The sequence below is a fragment of the Vibrio gelatinilyticus genome (genome assembly GCF_022836845.1).
GTDB classification, from domain to species: Bacteria; Pseudomonadota; Gammaproteobacteria; order Enterobacterales; family Vibrionaceae; genus Vibrio; species Vibrio gelatinilyticus.
This window is the reverse complement of sequence record NZ_JAJNNZ010000006.1, coordinates 25,966-47,976: the sequence shown is the minus strand read 5'-3', so window position 1 is coordinate 47,976 and position 22,011 is coordinate 25,966. Positions and strand designations below refer to the sequence as shown.

Here is a 22,011-nt window from a genome sequence, read left to right as displayed (position 1 = left end):
AAAGCTCACTTCAAATATTGTGATATTATGCGGGAAATTTTCATCCCTTAGTCCTAGTCATGAAATTTCCCGGTCAACGTAAATCGAAACACTATTTCCCCACTAGCACCAAAGATCCAGTGCTTCACCAAGCGCGATCTCTGCCTAGACTCCATAGACCCACCATCGTCGGCGTAGGTCAAACGATTGTCGACATTGAAGCGCGTGTAGATGACGACTTCTTAGATCGCCATTCTTTGAGTAAAGGACACTCACTGGTTTTAGAGGAAAGTAAAGCTGATGCGCTCTATAAAGAGCTTGTTGAAAAGCAACTTATCAGCCACCAATTCCCTGGGGATACCGTTGGCAATACGCTTCATAACTACTCAGTACTCGCAGACAGCAAATCTGTCCTATTGGGTGTTATGTCGAAAAACATCGAAGTTGGTTCATACGGCTATCGATACTTATGCCGAACCTCTTCTAGAATGAACCTTAACCATCTTCAAACTGTAGATGGTCCAATCGGCCGCTGTTATACGCTGATCACCGAAGATGGCGAACGTACGTTTGCGATCAATGAAGGTGACATGAACAAGCTGTTTCCTGAAAGCATTCCAGAGACCGTATTTGATAAAGCGGCAGCCCTTGTTGTTTCATCTTACCTGATGCGCGGACAGCCCGAAGATCCAATGCCAAAGGCCGTAGCTCGCGCTGTTGACATTGCCAAACAAAAAGGCGTTCCGGTCGTGCTCACCCTTGGCACCAAATGGGTAATCGAAGGTAACGAATCTTTTTGGCAAAATTACATAAAAGACAACATTACTGTTGTTGCTATGAACGAAGAAGAAGGTCAAGCCTTAACAGGGGAAAGTGACCCAATTCTGGCTGCCGATAAAGCATTAGAGTGGGTTGATCTCGTTCTGTGTACAGCAGGGCCTGAAGGTCTATACATGGCAGGTTATTGCGATAACGTTGCGTTACGTGAAACCACTCACGACCTGTTATCCGGCAATATCGGCAATTTCAATCAATATGAATTTAGCCGCTCCATGCGCAAAGCTGACTGTAACGAACCAATCAAAGTATATTCACACATTGGTCCTTACTTGGGCGGCCCGCTTGAAATCAAAAATACTAATGGCGCTGGTGATGGTGCACTGTCAGCATTACTTCATGATATGGCAGCGAATGCTTTCCACCACAAAAACGTACCACTTTCGGATAAACACGATTTACCTTGCCTGACTTACTCGTCGCTATCACAAATATGTAAATATGCAAACCGCGTTAGCTACGAAGTCTTGACCCAGCATTCCCCTAGGCTTTCTAGAGCGCTACCAGAACGCGAAGAGAGCTTAGAAGAAACTTACTGGGATAGATAACATGAAAAGAGGACCAAATGGTCTTCTTTTTTTATCAACGATAACTGCCTATTGACAGCTAACACATCAACAGTAAAGATAACCACACTTTTAACTTTACAAAGTGGATTTAACTAGTATTATCTCGACGCAAACGATTACCTTACTACTTCCATGGCAATAAGGGCTGTTTAATGCTATCCGATATAGAAATTTGTCGTGCCACTTATCTACAACCTATCACGCACATAGCACGTGATGCCGGCCTCCTAAACGAAGAGTATCACCCTCAAGGAAAGTACAAAGCCAAGATTAGCCTGAAAGCCATTGAGCGCTTAAGAGATCAAAAAAGTGGCAAACTTATTGTCGTGACGGCCATTACTCCGACTCCATTGGGTGAAGGGAAAACAGTGACCACCATCGGGCTTTCTCAGGGCCTCAAAAAACTCAACCAATCCGTTATGGCGTGTATTCGCCAACCGTCAATGGGTCCGATTTTCGGAGTTAAAGGCGGCGCGGCGGGGGGTGGTTTTTCACAAGTCGCTCCGATGGAAGAGCTAAACCTGCACTTAACTGGCGATATCCACGCCGTTACCGCTGCGCATAATCTTGCCGCTGCTGCTATCGACGCAAGGATCTATCACGAACAACGTCAAGGTTATGATGCCTTTGAAAAACGCACTGGATTAAAGGCGCTAAGAATCGACAATCAACAAGTCGTATGGAAGCGTGTTATGGATCACAATGATCGCGCTCTCCGTATGGTTTCCGTTGGTCAAAATGAGCCAAATAAGACGATTAACGGCTACGAACGTGAGGATGGTTTTGATATCTCTGCCGCTTCTGAGTTGATGGCCATCCTTGCGTTGTCCAAAGACCTTAAGGACCTAAGGCAGCGCATTGGAAAAATTGTACTCGCTTATGGTTTAAACGGATTGCCGATTACCACTGAAGATCTTCAAGTTGCTGGTGCAATGGCTGTTAGCATGAAAGAGGCTATCGAGCCAACTATGATGCAAACTCTTGAAGGCGTACCGACGCTTATTCATGCCGGACCTTTTGCCAACATCGCTCATGGTAATTCATCGATTATTGCTGACAGTATTGCAACAAAACTCTGCGACTACACAGTCACTGAAGGTGGATTTGGTTCTGATATGGGCTTTGAAAAAGCTTGTAACATTAAAGCCTCTGCCACAGATACTAAACCAGACTGTGCTGTTATTGTGGCAACTTTGCGCGGCCTAAAGGTCAATTCAGGTCTCTACGATTTGAAACCTGGAGCCGCCATACCTGACAGCCTTTTCGAGCCAGATAACGACGCGCTATTGGCAGGCTTTGAAAACCTAAAGTGGCACATTAATAATGTGGCCAAATACGGTGTACCAGCAGTTGTCGCTATCAATCGCTTCCCCCAAGATTCACAGCAAGAACTTGAGCTATTACAACAATGGGTTAACGAATTGGAGTTGCCGTGTGGCGTTGCAATAAGCGAAAGTTTTGCCAAAGGCGGTGAAGGTGCAATGGAACTTGGAAAGCAGGTCATAGAAGCTTGTCAGTTACCAAGTTGTTTCAAACCATTGTATTCCCTTGACCAGTCCATTGAAGAAAAGCTGATGGCTGTGACAGAAGTGGGGTATGGCGCGGCAAATGTCACCTTGTCTTATCAAGCTCAAAAGCAGCTTAAGCTATATGAAAAGCATGGTTTAAACCACCTTGCTGTCTGCCTCGCCAAAACACCACTTTCTATCTCTACGGACGGCAGCGTAAAAGGTGCTCCTAAAGGTTTTGAGGTCAATATTAGAGAGCTACGCTTATGTGCAGGTGCTGGATTCATCTATGCCTTGTGTGGCAACGTTATGACCATGCCAGGTTTACCTGATATACCGGCTTTCATGGCACTTGATTTAGATGACGACGGTAATATTGTGGGCTTGAGCTAAGTTGCTCTTGAGCTAAGTTGTTCTTGAGCTAAACGGCTATCGAAAGCTAAATACTAGTAAGGCGACCAATGGTCGCCTTACTTATGTCTTGTTCATTCTTTTATCTACTTTTCAACAATCAGCATTAATTCAACTCGTCGATTACACGCTTTGCCAAAGTGAGTTTTATTGGTGCACGCTGGCACCCACTCTCCATACCCTCTGGTGTAGATAGTTTGACTCGGTACCTGAGTTTGAACCAATGCCTGTTTAACCCTTTTAGCTCGTTTTTCTGACAGAGAGTCGTTAAGTTTTACATTTCCAGTGTTATCGGTATGACCACCAATCACCACATCAATACCTTCTTGCTTGGATAAGAAGTATCCCAATTGGCTAAGCCATTGCGCCGACTGAGAAGAGACTTTGGACGAGGCTGTATTAAAGTGAATTTTGTGCTTTAGGCGGATCATCACGTAATCACCCGGCAATAACTCGTAATCCAACCCATTGGCGAGTAGGTAAGACTCCAGTGAATCGTAGGAACGAGTTCGATATTGGCCATGAGGACCTTCTACACGAGCAGTGTCACTAACGGTATCTCCCCATTCAGGATATAAAACATCAGATTCTGAACGAGGAGCTGTTTCCAGCATAGACCCGAAAACCCCCGTTGAAACCGAGGAGTTTGAGCTGCATCCAGCCAAGGCGAGAACAACAACCGCAAACACTAACCTTTGGATAAACATCTAACTCTCTCCACATAAATCACGACTAATATTTATATCGGAACAATCAAGGAAAACTTTAGTCCGTTTTAGTTATCTGTGACAACCGTAAGCGTAAGAGAGTACTTGTACTCATTCATAGTAAAACGTTACACTCAAACCCTACTTCATCCACCCTATTGATTAAAATGCTTAAAAAACTTTTTTCTGTTTTAACTGTTCTTATTGCCGTTATCACTCTTTCAGCATGCAGCGAGTCAAATGAGCCAATCGAAGGCAAACAATACAAAACTCTGACGGTAAACCTTAGTACACACAAGCTTCCACCAGTTGTTGAAGTATTTTCTCTTGGGTGTGGTCACTGCCGTAACTTAGAATCTGTACTTCCTAATATCGAAAGTCTTATTAATGATAAAATTGGCAAAGTTCATGTCACCTTTAATGAGAGTGCTCAAATCAGCGCCATGATTTTCTACGCGGCGGCAATGCAGTCTGATGACGGCGCTGTGCCCCCAGTAATGAAAGTTAAGTTGTTCGAACTCATGCAAAACCATGAGCTGAGCGGTGCAGATAAAAAAAACCAGCTTGATGCTCTATTTCTTGAAAACGCTATGACAAGCCCATACGATTTGAACGATCAGCAACAAAAAGCGTTGTTTGGCTATATGAAAACGGCTGAGTCTGTTTCTGTTGATGCGCAAATCGATTCTGTACCGACTTTTATCATTAACGGCAAATATCAGGTGCTCCTTCCTGGACACGACAATGTTGACGATATTGCCAAAACAATTAACTACCTAAAAAATAAATAATACGGAGATAAACAGTGTCTAAAGTTCTGTTCCCACTCATTGTCGTTATCCTAGCTGGATTTTTGATTTATCGTACTTGGAATAATCACAAATTGAGCGATGAAAACTTTGCTAAAGGGCAAGCGTTTTTAACAGAAAATGGTCAACGTGAAGGCGTCATTACCACTGAGTCGGGTCTTCAATATGAAGTTCTTCACTCTGGGAACGGCGAGGTAAAACCAACACCTAACAACCGCGTCAAAGTTCACTACCATGGAACGTTGATTGATGGCACCGTATTTGATAGCTCTGTGGAACGCAACCAACCGATCACTTTTGGTGTTACTCAGGTTATTAAAGGATGGCAAGAAGGTCTTCAATATATGGTTGTTGGTGACAAAATTCGTTTATACGTCCCTAGCCCATTAGGTTATGGTAAAAGTGCTTCAGGGCCGATCCCACCCTCATCTGTCCTCATTTTCGATGTCGAACTTATCGGTATTGAATAAGACAAAAAGGTCGCTTCGGCGACCTTTTTCTTTAACTTACTGGGTGAAATTTCAGCTCATTATTCGTTACCAAATAACAGTCCATTCCCGCTGCATGTGCCGCTCTCAATCCAAGTTGCGTATCTTCAAACACCACACAAGACTCAGGTTTTACAGCCATAAGCGCCGCTGCTTTCAAAAAGGTATCTGGAAAAGGTTTGTGATTATCGACTTCATTCGCAGTGACTATCGCCTGGAAATCATCGACGATCCCGGCTTTCTTTAATAAGTCCATCGCCGACAGCCGCTGACTACCAGTACCAATCGCCATTGGTTTGATTCCCGTATACCGCTTAAATACATCGAAAGTGACAGCAATAGGGTTCGCTTGCGCAGAAAGCTGTGCAAAAAACGCCATTTTGCGCTTTGAAACCGCTAAGCAATCTAGCTCTATTGCATAACGCTTAGAGACTTCGTGCGCTATCTTGGGGCTAGGCATTCCGCCAAGAGAATGCAGCCATTCCTTGTCGAACGGAAAATCAAAATATTCTGCTGTCTTTTGCCAAGCCTCTACATGGTTTGGCATGGTATCAAGTAATGTTCCATCCATATCAAAAATAATGGCCTGGTACCGCGAAAGCTCTAACAATGGTTATCTCCTATCGAGAGTGAAGCACATATTATACCCGGTATTGGGTTGACTCGTGATTTTTTAGTTTGAAAGCTGTAATGCTCAAGGTAAAGGGAGGCTTGATTCTTCCATGCAGCTCTTCACAGCATTTTAGAGGATATGGAAGAAATCCAGGCAAATTCAGAGCGCATAGCTTCGGCTATCGAAGAGCAAGGTATTGTGATGAATCAAGTCAGCGAGTCAATCACTGAGCTCAACGACCTCTCTAATAAAAACATGTCAGGTGCAGAGACGTGTTTAAATGAAGTTGATAAAGTCTCTTCGCAAGCAAAGCAAATGCAACTGGCGGTATCCATTTACCGAATTAGCGAATAGCAAGCTCAGTTGTTGTTGAAGCCAGTATTAACTGGCTTCTTTTTTTTGGAGCACTCTTGGGTGCTCCATCATTTCTTTTACAAACTCTGATGGAGTAGTTGAGTACATCACCCAAGCTTTTCTTTTTGCTCTGGTCAATGCGACATAAAATAACCGACGTTCCTCAGCGTATGGGAATGTATCGGTGGTTTTTGTTAAGGCGTCACTTAGGTGGATGTTTTTCTTTTGACCTGGAAATTGCCCTTCATCGACATGAACGATAAACACGTAGTCTGCTTCTTTTCCTTTACTACCATGACAGGTCATAAAGCTGATTTGTAACTGGCCAAAACGTTGGCACCAATCAGAAATTAGCTCGGGGCAATGGTAATGATTTCGCCCCAAAATCAATACACTCACCGCTTTCGTTGTTTTACGGTTCAGTTCGTCTAAGCACTTTTCTAGGTTACCCATAGGTTCAACAATAACTGACTTTTGTTTTACCTCTTTATAACTGTCTAAGACTTTCTCTAATTGATTTGGGTTCTTTTGAATAAAGTCGTTAGCAACCTGTGCCAGCTGGCTGTTGAATCGATAGGTAGTCTCTAAGTTATGAACGACAGCATTGGGGAAACGGCGATCAAAACGGGTCGTTAGATCGACATTTGAACCTGTAAATTGATAGATAGATTGCCAATCGTCGCCTACCGCAAACAACGTCGGTGTTTCTTCTAGTTTGCACTGTTCGCATAAAGACTGAACCAACGCTAAACGATCTGGGGAAATATCCTGATACTCATCGACCATGATAAACTTCCAGCCGCCTTTAAATCGATTGTTCTTAATATACTTGGTCGCCTGTTGAATCATGGTTGTAAAGTCAACGTGCTTTTGCTCTTTAAGTTGCTTTTGCCACGCTTGATAACATGGCCACGTCAACATCAATTCACTATTGAGGCGCGAATAATCCTGTTCACCGACGATCAGCTCTTGAATGTCTTTTTTGCTCATTGAACTTGAAATAAGTTGGTCAAGTTGCTTTTCTAACCAGGCGATTAGTTTCGGGTTCTCTGTTTGACTACCCAGTTCATCATCGCCTTTTAAATACGCTATGGGCCATTTTGATAAATGTTTTTGCCAGCGTTTGAAGTTGGTGGGAGTCATCCAATGACGTTTTAACCAATCAATACACCAAGCGGTTTTTAAACGCTCTTCTGTGGCTAGTGGCGAGATAACGATAGGATCTTTTGAAACGTCGCGCAGCACATTCAAGCCAAGCTGATGGAAGGTTAATACTTGTATTTTTTCTGCTACTTGCCCAAATTTGCTTTCTAATCGAGCGCGCATTTCAGCGGCTGCATCTCGACCAAATGCAAGCATTAATATCTCTTCTGGCTGAGCTAGATGACTTTGGATTAAATAAGACACACGCGTAATCAAAACACTGGTTTTGCCACTTCCCGCCCCTGCCAATACTAGGTTGTGGTCATTGTTTAGCAATACTGCATTCTGCTGCGATAAGTTAAGAGGGGAGGACTCTGATTGAGAGAAAAGCACTTGCCAATTCTCTCTTTCTCGTGACACCCATTGATGATTTCTTTGTTCTAACGTTCTAGCGGGATTATCAATCCAAGGAATTAATGCTTCAATTCTATCTGGCATGCGTCTTTTTGCCTCACATAGAGACATACTCATATCCGTGAATTGCTTTTCGACCAATTGACGCCATGCCTGAACCTTTGAATAAGGTAAATATCTAGGTAATTGAATCAGCCTATGCAAATCCTCTTCCCACTTAGGGAGGAAAGTCTTTAACAAGGTGCATTGCTCTGTATGCCAAAGTTGGTAACAATGCACCGCTTGCCTAGCGAATCGCTTAGCTTCTGGCCATGGCAGACCTTGAACCACCCAAACTGTCTGTCTGCCCTCTTCTTCGTGACTAAGCACCCTAAGTTCAGACCAAACTAAGCCACGTTTCACGGCTATTTTCCCATTCCAAATACTAAAGGGGATCCTAACAACCGAGTTTGCTGACGCTAACTCTAAGGTTTCTTCATCAATGCAAATTGAACGATATTCATGCTGGGTAAATAACTGAGCAAGTTCGCTCGCACATAATTGCATAAAAGAATAATCCTTAATTATTGAGTGTGGAATCAGTCTACTTTATCTTCTTCTGAATACCAGCTAACTTTCTGTTATAATTTCGTTTTTAATTCGTATGCTGATTACTGTGTCTATCTTTCGTCAAATTCGCCTTCAATGGGCAAACCGAGCCTTTAACTACAGCGTCTTAATTTTAATCACTTTGCTGGGTGTTGTACTGCCAGCATGGTATCTGCAGCAGCATCAATGGATTACTCCTTTGATCCTTGGCGTTATCGCAGCCGCATTAGCCGAAACCGACGATAGCCTCGTTGGCCGTATCAAAGCCATAATATTGACCATGATTTGTTTTGCCACGGCGGCTTTTTCTATTGAAATATTGTTCAATCTACCCTGGTTCTTTGCGCTTGGTCTTTTTGTTTCTACGTTCGCATTCATTATGCTAGGTGCTCTTGGTCCTCGCTATGCCAGTATTGCCTTTGGTTCATTACTCATTGCCATCTATACCATGCTGGGTGCTCACAATAGTATTGATATCTGGGCCCAACCGATACTGCTTCTGAGTGGAGCTGCATGGTACTACCTGGTTTCAATGATCTGGAATATCTTCTGGCCATTACAACCAGTCCAACAAAGCCTTGCAAATGTATTCAATCAAATAGCGAGTTATTTGGAAGTTAAACAAGATCTATTCCACCCAAAGATAGATCTGGCACCACAGCCCTACCGTCTTAGTGAGGCCTCAGCGAACGGTAAAACCGTTGATGCGCTCAATGGTTGTAAGGCAACCTTACTTAATCGGTCAAAAAAAGGGCATATAGATGGGCCAAGTGATCGATTTCTGAAAATTTACTTCATTGCTCAAGACATACACGAGCGCGTTAGCTCTAGTCACTATCGCTACCAAGAGCTAGCAACACATTTATCGCGATCTGATGTGTTATTTCGCTTTAAGCATGTATTAGAGTCACAGGCACAAGCATGCCGCGACATCGCTCTTTCAATCCAACTCGGCTACCCCTTTGTGAATAGCGACAATACTCTTAAAGGACTTGTTGAACTTCAAGATTCACTCGATCATCTTGAGAAAAATGCAACCGCAGAAACGAAACCGTTACTCGCCCAGTTAAATTACCTATTTAATAACTTGTCGACGGTAGAAAAAATGCTCGACAACGTTAACAATCCCGACATCAACGAGCTTGAAGAAAGCGCTCTTGATGATACCAATCCACATACCGTTAAAGCGATGTGGCTTAAGATCAAAAGTAATTTCTCGCCAAACTCTATTTTGTTTCGTCATGCTATTAGACTCGCCATAGCTCTGACTCTTGGCTATGGCATTATCCAGGTGTTTGACATAGACCGCGGCTATTGGATTTTGCTAACGACCCTTTTTGTCTGCCAGCCCAATTATAGTGCGACAAGACAAAAGCTTTACGGGCGTATCGCGGGCACCATCGTAGGCTTGCTCATCGGTGTTCCGATACTGACAATGTTCCCAACTCAAGCTAGCCAGCTGTTTTTTATTGTCTTGTCTGGTGTCATGTTTTTCGCCTTCAGAATCAATAATTACGGTTATGCCACTGGTTTTATTACTGTTTTGGTTTTACTGTGCTTTCATCAACTGGGCGAAGGATACGACGTTGTCCTGCCCCGATTAACCGACACGATTATTGGTTGTGTTATTGCCGTTGCTGCTGTGTACTTTATTTACCCAGACTGGCAATCGAAAAAACTGTATCGAGTGATGGCAACTGCCATCGGCCATAACCGCCACTATCTAGCGCAAATCATTGGTCAATATCGAATAGGGAAAAGAGACGACCTAAACTATCGGATCGCTCGACGAAATGCTCACAACAGTGACGCTAGTTTAGCCAACGCCATATCCAATATGTTAGCAGAGCCAGGGCGCTATCGTGGCGCAACGGAAGAGAGCTTTCGGTTTTTGACTCTTAACCACGCACTTTTGAGCTACATCTCTGCATTAGGTGCCCACAGGCAGCGACTCAAAGACGAATCTATTCACCTGTTAGTGATTGATGCACATAGAACTATCAATAGTCACCTAGACACACTTGAGCAACAGTTATTGGGGCAATGTGACAATTGTAACTTTGCTACGATTGAACAACTTAATCTTGCTAAGCGCCTATCCGAGTGGAGAGATGAAGATGAAGGCTCTGCCCGAATGGTGCTACAGCAACTTCACCTCGTATATCGAATGTTACCTGAATTGCACTCTCTAGCGAATCAGTTGTCCGTTCGGACGAATTTGATCGAAAGCACTGCGTCAAAGTTAAATTAATATACAACTAAACAATGGTTCAATAACTTACTGAACCATATATGAAATCCGCCAAAATACTCCTAAATAGGTGCTTTTTGGCGGCTACTCCTTACAAAACAATCGATATCTACTAACATTTCTCGGACAAATCCCCGCCGGTTTACCACTACATTTACGCTACCTATTGACGCAATGAAACACCGATGAACGGAATTCACACTGTTTTAGTTCAAGAAAAATTACAAGGTGACCGTACTATGTCTCAACAACAATTTGAACAACTTAGACAACAGATCAATTTACTGACGCCACAGCAACTAAAAGCCCTGCAAGGCGAAATTTCGGACAAACTCGTTCCAGCACAACAGACTATGTTGACTGACGAGGAGCTTTCTGTAATTTCAAAACTGTTTTCTTAAGCAAAGCATCAAAATACACTCTCAGTACCGCTGCCTCCAAAATTAAAGTAAGTGCAATGTGCAATAAATTGTGTATTTATGTAAATGAGTTTTAAAAAAAACCAACAAAAACAATATATAAGAAACCAAACTGGTTGTACCCCTCTTAGTTTTTCTTGAATCTCTTTTGTGTAGTTGTAGAATCGGCGTCTAATTTGCCAAGTTAAGCCATCATGCCAAAGTTAAATCTACATAAACGTGACTACGTGTCTCAGCTCGGAAACGAGGTGACCCCTGAGCAAATGAATGAGCTTATTGCACCAAAACATCGTGCGATAACGCAGAGAGTCAACCGAAGCCCCTACCTCACTGAGAAAAATGTAGATTATCGTTGGCAAAAGCTCGCCTGCCCTGACTCCAAGCTCGAATTGCTTGATCCTCATACTCAGCAACAAATGAGTGTTTACGATAAAAATATCGAATACTTTATTGGTACAGTGAAATTGCCAGTTGGTATCGCTGGGCCTCTTAGAGTGAATGGCTTATTCGCACAAGGCGATTACCCTATTCCTTTAGCTACGACCGAAGCGGCTCTGGTTGCATCCTACCATCGTGGTTCATCGCTCATTACCGCTTGCGGTGGAGCGAGTGCAATGCTGCTCAATGAAGGTGTTACTCGCACACCCGGTTTTGCTTTTCGTAATCTTGCCGAAGCTGGTCAGTTTGTGGCTTGGGTCGTGACCCAATTCGACGAGCTTAAAAGGCTCGCCGAAACAACCACGTCTCACGGAAAGCTCACTGACATCAACGTGAATATTGAGGGAAATCATGTCTACCTGGTTTTCGAATATTTAACTGGTGATGCTTCTGGGCAAAACATGGTCACCATTGCGACAAACGTTGCATTTGAATACATCCTCGAAAATACTCCAATTGAACCTCATTATGCATTTCTCGACGGCAACTTATCTGGCGATAAGAAAGCAAATTCGCAAACACTAAGAAGCGTAAGAGGGAAAAAAGTCACTGCAGAAGTCATTATTCCAGTGGACTTGGTCGAAAAATACCTACACACTACGCCTGAACGTATGATGCAGTTCGGTCAAATGACGACGGTTGGTGGAGCATTAAGTGGCACTATCGGTATTAATGCTCACTATGCCAATGCGCTGGCTGCTCTCTATATTGCCTGTGGTCAAGATGCTGCTTGTGTTGCGGAGTCAGCGATAGGCATGACTCGAATGGAAGTAACTGAAAATGGAGAGCTTTATGCCAGTGTTACGCTACCAAATCTGATGGTTGGTACCGTCGGTGGCGGAACTGGTTTACCAAGCCAAAAAGCATGTCTCGATCTGCTAGGCTTACACGGTAATGGTCAGTCCCAAGCGTTAGCGGAAGTCGTCGCAGCCTTGTGTTTGGCCGGCGAACTTTCGATTGTGGGCGCATTCTGTGCCGGGCATTTTTCGCGAGCACATCACAAGCTGGCTCGTTAAATTTTAACGCATAGTCGTCATTAGTAGGTAACGATATTATTGTTACCTACCTGTTTCATTTATCTTTTCTCTTTCTGGCCAACTGCGGTGATTATTTATAGTCATTACGCTTAAAGTGCACGAGTGCTTCATTTAACGTTTTCTCTTTGATCGGCTTAACGATCACATATTTTGCGCCAGCTTCTATAAAAGCGATGCGCGTAGACTCAAGATTATCCGCTGTACATGCATAAATCGGCGTACTAAGCGCCAAATCTTCACAGATCTGCCTGGTGACATCTATACCTGACATTGAGGGTAACTGATTATCCATTAATATCAGGTCAAAGCGTTGCGATTTAAGCAGTTCCAACGCCTCTTGCCCATCTTTGGCCCACACAACCAACATACCGTACTTTTCGCAAAATGCTTTAGCAATAAACGCGTTGGTATGGTTATCCTCTACCAGAAGAACATTGACTTGGTTGTCAAATAAACTGAAGTCGATTTCCGGCTCAGATAAGGTTTGCGTCAAGCTAGAAGCGTGGCGTTCTACTGGAATATTGACGGTAAATGTTGTTCCTTTACCGACTTCACTTTCCAGAAAGATTTTGCCTTTAAGTATTGTCACCAAATGCTTCACTATCGCGAGCCCTAGTCCACTACCACCATACTCACGAATAGACGTTGCTTCAGATTGAACAAATGGGTCAAAGATACGTTGCTTTTGATCATCAGAAATACCAATACCTGTATCTCGTACAGCGACCACGAGTTGAGAAATGTGTCGTGAATTTCCTTCTCGCAATTCAAAGTGGATACGTACCGTACCATGGTGAGTAAACTTAATCGCGTTACTAACAAGGTTAAATAATATTTGATTGACACGAACTTGATCGGTATAAATAGTCGCTTCGTCTTCTAGAGTATTCACGACTTCCAGTGTAATGCCTTTTTCAATGCAAAGAGGTTTGTAAATACCTTCCAACGCGTTGACCAATTCTTCAAATTTAAAAGTATGAAGCTCAACATCAAAGTTACCATTTTCTATTTTCGAGAAATCTAAAATGTCATTGAGCACGGCCAGTAAATGTTCCCCACTATTACAAAGAACATCTATTTTATCTTGCTGACTTTTGTCTTTTGAAGTGCGTTTTAACAGTTGAGAAATGCCCAAAATCCCGTTCAAAGGCGTTCGGATCTCGTGACTCATTCTTGCAAGGAAATCAGCGCGAGCCTTAGCTGACTCTTCTGCCTCTTGTCTCGCGAGTAAACTCTGCTTTTCAGCATCAACTAACGTCGTAATATCAAGTCCTTGAACCAATACAATCGTCTGCCCCGATTTGACATCAATTGAAGACAAGTTCCATCGATAGACTCGGCGACCAATCGGGACGTTTATGCCTGTTAACGTAGCCCCTTTACTTGCCATAAAAACATGGGGTTTGATTTGCAGCAGGAAGTTTTCGAATGTGCTGTTATCCGAAGAATCTAATCGGTAAGGCTCTAACTCAAGTGCTTTACGAGCCGCAGGGTTTATTTTTATGAGTGCCGCATCTTCGGAGCAAACAAGCAGTGGTGACAATGAAAAGTTAAAGAGATCCTGAAATTGCTTTTCCTGCTCAAATAAGCGAGTAAAGGTATCACTTAATGTCTGACCAATATGGTCAAATTCTTGAATGTTCGAACCATCAAATTCCGTATATGTCCCTTTATCTCCCGCAACTTTGGTATAGAGCATCAGTTTCGATAGCTCACTTGTTACTTTGTTATCTAACCAACGTCTTGTTATGTACGATAGTATTGAGATGACTAAAAGTGTAAAGCCTAACCAAAACAGATAGTTATTTCGAAGTGTTAAAACGTTTGGGTTTTGTTGAACTGACAAAAAAGTCAACGCTTTTGGGTCTGAGCCTACCGAGAGATCGGTGTGGCTAATCAAAATTTTGTTTAGATCTTGTATGTTAGTTTGGTCACGGTTTAATATGCTTTCCGCGCTGTACTTGTCATCGATTGTGACCGTACTGCCGATAATTTGCTTATCTATAACAAGCAGGATGTCATCGCTATTACTGCCCAGTGCCATGCTTGAAAGTAACCCAGTATTATCACTTAACACTATTCCAACAAACAAAAAGCCAAGCACTTCACCGCTCTCACTGTCAATAACAGGCGTTCGCCTTACCAAGACGTGCATTAAACCAAGTTGAGACGGTGTTTTAATAATGCTCCATTGGCTATTTGCATTGGCTTTATTTGCGATATTCGCCAATGAAAGCTCATCAATTCCATAAAAAAGGGCATTACCATCGTTCCACAACATGTCTTTAAGGTGAAAGATAAATCGAAAATCAGGTGAATGGACTGGCTCTTGGTTATCTTCTCTTAGGAAAAAGAAGTCTAGTGTTTGATCGTCTCGGTTTATGAAGTACTGCTCGACAGAGTCACTTTGTGCATTACTGTCTTGTAAGATTTGCAACGAGGCGAGTCGATAATTAAAGTAGTTTCTAACAAGACTGCTGGTTTGCTTTGACGTTCTAAGTACCTCTTCTTGAACAATTTTGCTGCTCAAATGATAGCTTTGCAGTAAAACGCCAACGGTGAAGACACCTATAACCCAAATTACCGTACCAGTAATTAGCGTGGCGAGTGATTTCCGATTTGATGGTCGCTTTATGGTCATCATTAGCGATCTGAGTAACGAAATGCTCGTGCTTTTAGTCTGTCGATTTTTTTAGGGTCATCTTGTTTTGTGATCAATTCGAATTTACCTGAAAAAACCAACGGAACAGACTTCCCTTCCAAATCCCATTTTATAGCATCAGCCATCGCTACTCCTGTATCATCGTTCATACGCATAATCGTGACATCTAGGTCACCACGTTGAATCGCCTCCAATTCCGCTGAGCCCCCCCCCCAACCATTGAGAACAATGTCTGTTTTGTCGAGTTCTTTCAAGGCATCAGATGCCCCAAGGGCGACATCGGTTGCGCACGCGTAAATAAACTTAAGATTGTCATTTTGCGTAACACCACGCAAGGCAGCTTTGTAACCAGAATCTCGATCGGCTTTAGTGTAAAAGGAAGACGTCAGCTTGTATTCTTCATTTTTGCTCATCGCCTGAATAAACGTGTCGCCCCGAGCATCGCTGACATACCCTTCAGAAAAGTAGAGAACCGAGTAGTCGCTACCCTTTGGTACTGTTCGTTTGTAATAGTCAGCTAATAGCTCGCTTCCTTGAATATGATCAAAGCCAACATAGAGGAAGGGGTTTCGTTGATGAGTATTCTTCAGAGGCGTAGTAATGTTTTGCAAAATCAACTTGGTCTCTGTTGCATTCAAGACATGTTCGATGAACTTACGATGGCGGGTGGAATCTAAGGTAAAGATTAAGTAATCGGACTCGCTTCTTATGGCTTCCATCAAGGATAAGCTCTGCTGCCTGATATCGATATTGGGCCGAGTAAAGACTTCATTGATCTCATACTCAATACCTAACTCTAATAAACGAATTTCGAACGCTTTGACGTTTCTCACCCAGTAATCAGAGATCTGATGCCCTGGGTATATAATCGAGATAGAAATCGGTTTGCTTTGCAACTGTGCCATCGGCTCAGGTGGCGCTTGTACTGACGTTGTGAGTTTTTCAGTCAGGCTTTTCTGTTCAGGATGCTGGTTCAAAAAGTCTTGATATTGCCAGTAGCCCGGCAGAAATTCCACAGACATCGCACTACTACTAAAGGTAGCTGCCAGAAATGCAAGACTGGTCGCGGTCCATATTTTTTTCATTACTTATTCTTATAAAGTCGCTTTTTAATAATTCTATACAAGTTAAAAGAAATCAGCCAGACAGACCCACATGTTATTGTAAAATAAATGGCTTTTGAGACTCAACTAGCGACTCTTTTCGCTTTTTTGTTAGCTTTTTAATTGCCATTTCCATCTTCAATGCTTCGCTCTTAGAGTTAGCACCTTGAGACCACACGAGACTCAGCGGACCTTTACCACGTAACGCTTTCGCACCGGTACCTGATTGATGTTGTTTTAATCGGCGCTGTAGGTCATTAGTGACTCCACAATACAAGCTACTCGCATTAGTGCGTATCAAGTAGACAAACCAATCTTTTGTTTCGGCCATACAACGCTCGAAAATTATGGAGTGAAATTTTTCACTTTAGGTAGAGCTGCCTTACCAAATATTCACTTTAGTAAGGCAAAGACTAAAGTCAGTTTATGAGCTCATCGATGATAACTCGCAGCTCACTCACTTCTTGCCTGAGAGCTGAGAGCTCGCTTTCTAGCGCATCAATTCGACTACTGGATGCTGGCGCTGGACTCACCCCTCCAGACGATGCCACCATAGCGTCTACGTCGACATCTCCACAAAATAGGTGCGCGTACCTTGACTCACGTTTACCCACTTCGCGCGGTAATTTCACCACTAATGCGCCACTTTCTCGACTAGACATCCTATCCAAAATAGCTTCCACTTCTTTGACATCTGTGAAGTTCGCCAATCTATTGGTACGAGTGCGAATTTCGCCTGGGGTCTGAGGTCCACGCAATAGTAAAACACACACAATACCGCGCTCTTGTTCCGACAGTTGCAGATCACCAAATTCGGTATTACAGAACCGATGTTGATACTTTGCCACTCGACTATTGAAACTACTTTCATCACTGACTAAACGACGAGATATTAGCTCCTGAACCGTATCCTGAACTTCGGCATCACTGAGGGAAAGTACTGGTTCACGATTGCTTTTTTGATTACAAGCTGTCGTTAGGCTATTGAGAGTTAAAGGGTAGTGATCGGGAGTTGTGACTTCTTTCTCGATAAGGCAGCCAATCACTCTTGCTTCATTTGATGATAATTCTATATTCATTGTTAATTCCTTCTTACCCTTTGCACGTAGCATTGGTAATTTCTATAGACACTAATTAGTGCTAGTGCTCTGCTAATTCTGGTATACGGAGTCGCTTCCCATCTTGTGTCATCACTATTACTTTCGCGCGATTCAGTTCTATATCCGTTATTTGTGATCGTTTACGCTCAGCGACATAAGCCTTTTGTAAGCGTTGATATCGATGTTCAGGTTCGGTATCTGACATTGTATTTTCAGTATCTTCCGCATTGTCGTAATGCTTAGACATGGTATGCACTGCTAATATGAATTCATGGATGAAATCATAGCTTCTATTGGACTACAAAGACAATCGCTAGAAGTCTGAATGAGCATTAAGTAGCCAATAGCCTACATCGATTGATCTAAAGACTGTTATCACAGCAATTGTTATGTTTTAATCAACGAAACTCACTTGTTAAAGCTAGGAAAGGTATTATGAGTAGCGTATTTGAAATCGTGTCTCAAGCACGTCGTAAGAATAAGTTGAAACGCGAATTGCAGGATAATGAGAAAAAAGTTCGTGATAACCGCAAGCGTGTCGATCTTCTAGAAAACCTGCTTGACTATATCAAGTCAGATATGACTCATGACGAAATCGTAACCATCATTAAAAATATGAAAGCAGATTACGAAGACCGTGTTGACGATCACATCATCAAGAGTGCTGAAATTTCAAAAGTTCGCCGCGATATCAGCCGTCGAATTCGCGAGCTAACAGAAGAAGATAAGCAGCAACAAGGCAAAAAATAACTTCAAGCCATTACAAAAAACCGCTTTAAAAGCGGTTTTTTTTTAATCAATTTTCATAAAAACGTTTGCGTAATCGCTAACCCTCCTGTTTCATTAAATTTAGACTTCCATCACACTAATCACCTTGATATAGTTGCCGCACAAACACAGCAACACCAATCGAGGCACGGAGCTTCCTCATAAATCTCATGAAGAGAAGAATTGGTACCAGCACATCGCCTGGCAAATTTTAGAGGAACAAGATATGGAATTTAATATGGTAGAAATCTTAGGCTACGCAGCTTCAATCATGGTCGCTATCTCACTAACAATGAAAGATATCGTTAAACTTCGTGTGTTGAATTTTGTTGGCTGTGGCTTGTTCACCGCTTACGGCTTGGCCATTGACTCTATGCCTGTTGTCATCACTAATGGCTTTATCGCTTGTGTTAACGTGTACTTCTTATTGAAAATGCAACAAGAAAAAAAGCAAGACAAATTGGCTAGAGCAAGTGCATAAGTTCTAAAGAATTTGAAAGAGAGCTCTGATTATTATCAGGGCTTTTTTTATAATTAAAGAAAGGGATAGAGCTCAGATGCACGTCCATGTATGCATCAATGCTTATGTTAGTACTAGATCCAAACCAACCCGGCAAGCAGTAAAGGCAGTCCTAAAATCGAAGCCATTTTCATAAATGACATTGTTTCGCGGGCTAATGTTTTATGCTTTCTATCGATACGTTGGAAGGTTTCAGCGCTCCCTACGGTAGACGTAGTATTCATGATTACTCTTTATAAAAAATATGCTGCAGAATTTGCGCCGCAATTATGCTTTATAAGGATAGACCCAGCAACCTATATACTGGGTTTATTGGAAAAAAAGCACCTCAGTGAAAGATGCTAATTGCTTTATCAAATTTGGTGGCGAAACCAAACTGGAATTGCCTCGACAACCTAGGCAACACCATGCCCTTTGGATGCAACCCAGACTCTGTACCATTGCTCGCGTGTTAGTTCTAAACCTAGTGAATCAACCGCAGCCTTAACGCGATCAATCTTACCAGAACCTACAATGGCGAGTGGGTTAGATGGCAATCGTCGAACCCAAGCATAAATAACTTGATCGATGCTTTTTGCTCCTAGCTCTTGGCGAATAGACTCTAACTCTGTTCTAACGCGCAAAGCCTGCGGCGAAGTACCATTAAAAATCTCTCCGCCTGCCAACGTTGACCATGCCATTGGCGACGTGCGTAGCAATTGCATTTGGTCGAGTGTACCGTCGTGTATCACCTCAAAGTTAAGGGGATTGATTTCGACTTGGTTAGTGACTAATGGCTTACTTAAGCGTGATTGAAGTAAATCAAACTGACGAGGTGTAAAGTTAGATACACCAAAGTGTTTCACCTTACCAACTTTATGTAACTCAGTAAAAGCTTCTGCGACTTCATCTGCATCCATCAGTGCATCCGGTCTATGAATAAGTAGCACATCAATTTCATCTATATTTAAGCGTGCAAGTGAATTATTAACGGATTCATAAATATGGTGAGAACTTGTGTCATAGTGATTCACCTTACGCTGCGGAAACTTATCGCTGCAAAGGTTGATATCGCACTTAGTGACGATTTGGATATCATCTCGAACACTTTTATCCAGTGCCAGCGCTTCACCAAACAACTGCTCACATTCATAGTTTCCATAGATATCGGCATGATCGACCGTCGTAATGCCAAGGTCGATGTGTTGTTTGAGAAACGTAAGGCGCTCTTGCGGTGTCATTCCCCAATCGGCTAATCGCCAATAGCCCTGTACTAGTTCAGAAAAATCAGGGCCGTTTGGCGCAATCGTTACTTTAGCAACCATTGGTTGTCTCCTTATCAATGTCTTGTGACATCCTAAGCTTGTTGGTCAATGCCCACAATAGGTGGCCTCACAAAAATGGCTCACAGTGACTAAGGTAATCTTAACTGCTAGGTTTTTCACCATTTAACGTTCCAAATACGATTTTAACTCAAGATAAGATATGCAATAAAACCCACATAAAGGGTCGATAGTCGAACCCATCAATTATCACACGAACCAAATGGAAGGTTTTTTCAATCTTTATTCTATTTGATTTAATTGTACTTGACGCCCAGAACCATAGGGATAATAAATACTCAACAATTCATCGGTCCAATTATTGTGACCTAGATTAAACACTTGTTTGAATAAATTATTTTAAACTAATGACAATCGGCTAAAAGATAAAAGCAGTGGTATGCAAATAGCCGTAGCAGAGTTCACCCCTACGAATCTTGTTCGTTTGCTTTAATTCATCTCGCGTTGAATTAACAATCAGCAATAATGGAATATATAAAAGGAATAATAATATGAAAGGTCTATTTAAACTTTCAACTCTAGCAGTGAGTTTATTTGCAGCATCACAAGTCAGTGCAATTGAATTATATAATGCAGAAGGTACATCAGTTAATATGTACGGCGCGATTGCGGCGCACGTAAGTAAGTACGACTATGATAAAAGCTCTGTTATCGGTAGCGATTACGGTTTAGGCTACAACAGCGATGCGACACTTATTGAAGATCCAGGATCATGGCTTGGCTTTGATATTAAACACCAATTTGGCAAGGTTTATGGTGTTGCTAAAGTCGAGTGGGATGTCGATTTTGATACTGCAACAGACCTATATGACCGTCAGGCTTTAACAGCTCGTCAGACATACGCTGGTTTTGGTCATGACGATTTTGGTACTGTGACCATCGGTCGTCAAGAAAGCCCATACATGAAAGCAGACAAAGGCTACTACGCTTATTGGGTGGGTGGCTTTAACATGATGCAATCTGACGAGTTAGGTAGCCGTCGCACTGCAAACACCGTTGTATGGCAGAACGATTTTGACAACCTGTACGTCGGCTTGCAATATCAAGCTAAGCGCACTGCAAATGACTATATTTTCTTTGGGGGTAATGGTCTCAACTATGGCGGTTTATTAGCCGTTACAGAGCCTGTCACTATTGATGGTGGTTTTGGTGGCTCTGTTGCCTACACTGTGGAAAGCACTGGCACCTACGTTGTTGCAGCATACAACCAGGCCAATGACATTAATGGTAGTTTTGTTGACTTTTTAGGTAATCTCATAGAGACAACAGCAACAGACGCTGAGGTTAAGCAGTACGCGGTAGCTCTTGAGCAACATCTGATGGAAGGCGGCCTTTCTTTATCTGCACGTTTCGAGCAATTCTTTGCTAAAGACGGCGCAGATGCATTTGACGCTAAAACCACAACCTTTGGCTTTGGTGCAAACCTTTACGTTTCCGAAACAGTTCGTGTCTACGGTGGTTACGAAATGGCTGAAGAAACTAATGAAGTCACAGGCGATGTTAAATCAGAAACTCAGCAGTTTAACCTTGGTGCGGCATGGGCTCCGGTTCCGTGGGGTGAAGTGTACCTAGAGGGTTATAACGATGACGTTAAACTTAATGAAAGCTACACATTTGATAGCGAAGGAAACATTACTGACTTGGGTGGCGCATCTAAAGGCACTCACGTCTTCCTAGGCGCGGCGGTATTCTTCTAAACCCCACTCCTATCTCCCCCGAGCTTCGGTTCGGGGGAAAATTACTTCTAACTCGCACTCGTCCCTTCTTTAATAACATTCGTCCAAAGACATTTATTGTTTGAATAGTGAACACCAATCATTTAAAACAATAATGACGCTTGGAAATTAAATAACCTTGTCGATTTAAAACTAATTAAACAACCTGTCCACTCGCACATAAATTAAACACAACTCGAACAATTAAAGCTCTATTAATGACATCTCCCAACCAAGTATTATTTGCCTTAATTAA

The 22,011-nt window shown here is 42.6% G+C and carries 20 protein-coding genes and 1 pseudogene; 11 read left to right on the top strand and 10 right to left on the bottom strand.

Translation table 11 applies throughout. From position 1 onward, the window contains the following. The first annotated feature begins 59 nt into the window (after positions 1–59). Both LNL84_RS09450 and LNL84_RS09445 read left to right on the top strand, forming a co-directional pair. Positions 60–1,364, top strand: coding sequence for an inosine/guanosine kinase (locus tag LNL84_RS09450; RefSeq protein ID WP_244356993.1), 1,305 nt, complete (start codon positions 60–62; stop codon positions 1,362–1,364). 173 nt (positions 1,365–1,537) lie between these two features. Then, a complete protein-coding gene (locus LNL84_RS09445) occupies positions 1,538–3,286 on the top strand; it encodes a formate--tetrahydrofolate ligase (RefSeq protein ID WP_244356992.1) in 1,749 nt (582 codons plus the stop codon). Between the two features lie 104 nt (positions 3,287–3,390). Here LNL84_RS09445 and LNL84_RS09440 read toward each other — a convergent pair whose 3' ends face one another. Beyond that, entirely contained in the window at positions 3,391–4,011 is a 621-nt protein-coding gene (locus LNL84_RS09440; protein ID WP_244356991.1) for an OmpA family protein, read from the bottom strand. Positions 4,012–4,178: 167 nt separating this feature from the next. Here LNL84_RS09440 and LNL84_RS09435 point away from each other — a divergent pair, with 167 nt between their 5' ends. Further along, complete coding sequence (locus tag LNL84_RS09435; protein ID WP_244356990.1) at positions 4,179–4,802, top strand: thioredoxin domain-containing protein; 624 nt, start codon at positions 4,179–4,181, stop codon at positions 4,800–4,802. Positions 4,803–4,816: 14 nt separating this feature from the next. Further along, the gene (gene bamJ, locus LNL84_RS09430; protein WP_244356989.1) at positions 4,817–5,290 is read left to right on the top strand and encodes a BamJ family beta-barrel-assembly machinery protein; all 474 of its coding nucleotides are present in this window, start codon (positions 4,817–4,819) and stop codon (positions 5,288–5,290) included. A gap of 31 nt (positions 5,291–5,321) precedes the next feature. Here bamJ and LNL84_RS09425 read toward each other — a convergent pair whose 3' ends face one another. Continuing rightward, entirely contained in the window at positions 5,322–5,918 is a 597-nt protein-coding gene (locus tag LNL84_RS09425; protein WP_244356988.1) for a beta-phosphoglucomutase family hydrolase, read from the bottom strand. Positions 5,919–6,047: 129 nt separating this feature from the next. Between LNL84_RS09425 and LNL84_RS09420 the strand changes: the two are divergent. Further along, a pseudogene (locus tag LNL84_RS09420) lies at positions 6,048–6,275 on the top strand (methyl-accepting chemotaxis protein); the annotation flags it as partial. Between the two features lie 27 nt (positions 6,276–6,302). Here the strand turns inward: LNL84_RS09420 and helD are convergent. Next, entirely contained in the window at positions 6,303–8,378 is a 2,076-nt protein-coding gene (gene helD, locus LNL84_RS09415; protein WP_244356987.1) for a DNA helicase IV, read from the bottom strand. A gap of 109 nt (positions 8,379–8,487) precedes the next feature. Here helD and yccS point away from each other — a divergent pair, with 109 nt between their 5' ends. From yccS to LNL84_RS09400, 3 genes are all read left to right on the top strand, one after another. Continuing rightward, entirely contained in the window at positions 8,488–10,671 is a 2,184-nt protein-coding gene (gene yccS / locus LNL84_RS09410) for a YccS family putative transporter (protein ID WP_244356985.1), read from the top strand. 185 nt (positions 10,672–10,856) lie between these two features. Beyond that, positions 10,857–11,072: a hypothetical protein gene (locus tag LNL84_RS09405; protein ID WP_244357144.1), complete on the top strand. Its 216-nt coding sequence runs from the start codon at positions 10,857–10,859 to the stop codon at positions 11,070–11,072. A gap of 212 nt (positions 11,073–11,284) precedes the next feature. After that, positions 11,285–12,544 carry a hydroxymethylglutaryl-CoA reductase gene (locus LNL84_RS09400; RefSeq protein ID WP_244356984.1) on the top strand — a complete coding sequence of 420 codons (1,260 nt, stop codon included), beginning with the start codon at positions 11,285–11,287 and terminating at the stop codon, positions 12,542–12,544. A gap of 91 nt (positions 12,545–12,635) precedes the next feature. Here the strand turns inward: LNL84_RS09400 and luxQ are convergent, their stop codons facing one another. The 5 genes from luxQ to LNL84_RS09375 all read right to left on the bottom strand — a co-directional run bounded on the left by luxQ (position 12,636) and on the right by LNL84_RS09375 (position 17,677). Continuing rightward, complete coding sequence (gene luxQ, locus LNL84_RS09395; RefSeq protein WP_244357137.1) at positions 12,636–15,206, bottom strand: quorum-sensing autoinducer 2 sensor kinase/phosphatase LuxQ; 2,571 nt, start codon at positions 15,204–15,206, stop codon at positions 12,636–12,638. A gap of 2 nt (positions 15,207–15,208) precedes the next feature. Then, positions 15,209–16,312, bottom strand: a complete 1,104-nt coding sequence (locus LNL84_RS09390; protein WP_244356983.1) for a substrate-binding domain-containing protein — start codon at positions 16,310–16,312, stop codon at positions 15,209–15,211. A gap of 73 nt (positions 16,313–16,385) precedes the next feature. Next, positions 16,386–16,661 carry a GIY-YIG nuclease family protein gene (locus LNL84_RS09385; protein ID WP_244356981.1) on the bottom strand — a complete coding sequence of 92 codons (276 nt, stop codon included), beginning with the start codon at positions 16,659–16,661 and terminating at the stop codon, positions 16,386–16,388. A gap of 88 nt (positions 16,662–16,749) precedes the next feature. Then, positions 16,750–17,409: a YceH family protein gene (locus LNL84_RS09380; RefSeq protein ID WP_244356979.1), complete on the bottom strand. Its 660-nt coding sequence runs from the start codon at positions 17,407–17,409 to the stop codon at positions 16,750–16,752. Between the two features lie 61 nt (positions 17,410–17,470). Continuing rightward, a complete protein-coding gene (locus tag LNL84_RS09375; RefSeq protein WP_244356978.1) occupies positions 17,471–17,677 on the bottom strand; it encodes a hypothetical protein in 207 nt (68 codons plus the stop codon). Positions 17,678–17,862: 185 nt separating this feature from the next. Here LNL84_RS09375 and LNL84_RS09370 point away from each other — a divergent pair, with 185 nt between their 5' ends. Both LNL84_RS09370 and LNL84_RS09365 read left to right on the top strand, forming a co-directional pair. Continuing rightward, complete coding sequence (locus LNL84_RS09370) at positions 17,863–18,180, top strand: DUF496 family protein (RefSeq protein ID WP_341829456.1); 318 nt, start codon at positions 17,863–17,865, stop codon at positions 18,178–18,180. Between the two features lie 244 nt (positions 18,181–18,424). Then, positions 18,425–18,679 carry a YgjV family protein gene (locus LNL84_RS09365; RefSeq protein ID WP_244356975.1) on the top strand — a complete coding sequence of 85 codons (255 nt, stop codon included), beginning with the start codon at positions 18,425–18,427 and terminating at the stop codon, positions 18,677–18,679. 113 nt (positions 18,680–18,792) lie between these two features. Here the strand turns inward: LNL84_RS09365 and LNL84_RS09360 are convergent, their stop codons facing one another. Both LNL84_RS09360 and LNL84_RS09355 read right to left on the bottom strand, forming a co-directional pair. Next, positions 18,793–18,942, bottom strand: coding sequence for a hypothetical protein (locus LNL84_RS09360; protein WP_244356973.1), 150 nt, complete (start codon positions 18,940–18,942; stop codon positions 18,793–18,795). Between the two features lie 171 nt (positions 18,943–19,113). Continuing rightward, on the bottom strand, positions 19,114–20,022 hold the full coding sequence (locus LNL84_RS09355; protein ID WP_244356971.1) for an aldo/keto reductase: 909 nt from the start codon (positions 20,020–20,022) through the stop codon (positions 19,114–19,116). Positions 20,023–20,531: 509 nt separating this feature from the next. Here LNL84_RS09355 and LNL84_RS09350 point away from each other — a divergent pair. Next, positions 20,532–21,737, top strand: coding sequence for a porin (locus LNL84_RS09350; protein WP_244356970.1), 1,206 nt, complete (start codon positions 20,532–20,534; stop codon positions 21,735–21,737). Positions 21,738–22,011: the final 274 nt, after the last annotated feature.

Bases quoted from the DNA above. Each gene is read 5' to 3' on its own strand.
- LNL84_RS09450 (WP_244356993.1), top strand. From the start codon at position 60: ATGAAATTTCCCGGTCAACGTAAATCGAAACACTATTTCCCCACTAGC.
- LNL84_RS09445 (WP_244356992.1), top strand. From the start codon at position 1,538: ATGCTATCCGATATAGAAATTTGTCGTGCCACTTATCTACAACCTATC.
- LNL84_RS09440 (WP_244356991.1), bottom strand. From the start codon at position 4,011: ATGTTTATCCAAAGGTTAGTGTTTGCGGTTGTTGTTCTCGCCTTGGCT.
- LNL84_RS09435 (WP_244356990.1), top strand. From the start codon at position 4,179: ATGCTTAAAAAACTTTTTTCTGTTTTAACTGTTCTTATTGCCGTTATC.
- helD (WP_244356987.1), bottom strand. From the start codon at position 8,378: ATGCAATTATGTGCGAGCGAACTTGCTCAGTTATTTACCCAGCATGAA.
- LNL84_RS09405 (WP_244357144.1), top strand. From the start codon at position 10,857: ATGAACGGAATTCACACTGTTTTAGTTCAAGAAAAATTACAAGGTGAC.
- LNL84_RS09400 (WP_244356984.1), top strand. From the start codon at position 11,285: ATGCCAAAGTTAAATCTACATAAACGTGACTACGTGTCTCAGCTCGGA.
- luxQ (WP_244357137.1), bottom strand. From the start codon at position 15,206: ATGACCATAAAGCGACCATCAAATCGGAAATCACTCGCCACGCTAATT.
- LNL84_RS09390 (WP_244356983.1), bottom strand. From the start codon at position 16,312: ATGAAAAAAATATGGACCGCGACCAGTCTTGCATTTCTGGCAGCTACC.
- LNL84_RS09385 (WP_244356981.1), bottom strand. From the start codon at position 16,661: ATGGCCGAAACAAAAGATTGGTTTGTCTACTTGATACGCACTAATGCG.
- LNL84_RS09380 (WP_244356979.1), bottom strand. From the start codon at position 17,409: ATGAATATAGAATTATCATCAAATGAAGCAAGAGTGATTGGCTGCCTT.
- LNL84_RS09375 (WP_244356978.1), bottom strand. From the start codon at position 17,677: ATGTCTAAGCATTACGACAATGCGGAAGATACTGAAAATACAATGTCA.
- LNL84_RS09365 (WP_244356975.1), top strand. From the start codon at position 18,425: ATGGAATTTAATATGGTAGAAATCTTAGGCTACGCAGCTTCAATCATG.
- LNL84_RS09360 (WP_244356973.1), bottom strand. From the start codon at position 18,942: ATGAATACTACGTCTACCGTAGGGAGCGCTGAAACCTTCCAACGTATC.
- LNL84_RS09355 (WP_244356971.1), bottom strand. From the start codon at position 20,022: ATGGTTGCTAAAGTAACGATTGCGCCAAACGGCCCTGATTTTTCTGAA.
- LNL84_RS09350 (WP_244356970.1), top strand. From the start codon at position 20,532: ATGAAAGGTCTATTTAAACTTTCAACTCTAGCAGTGAGTTTATTTGCA.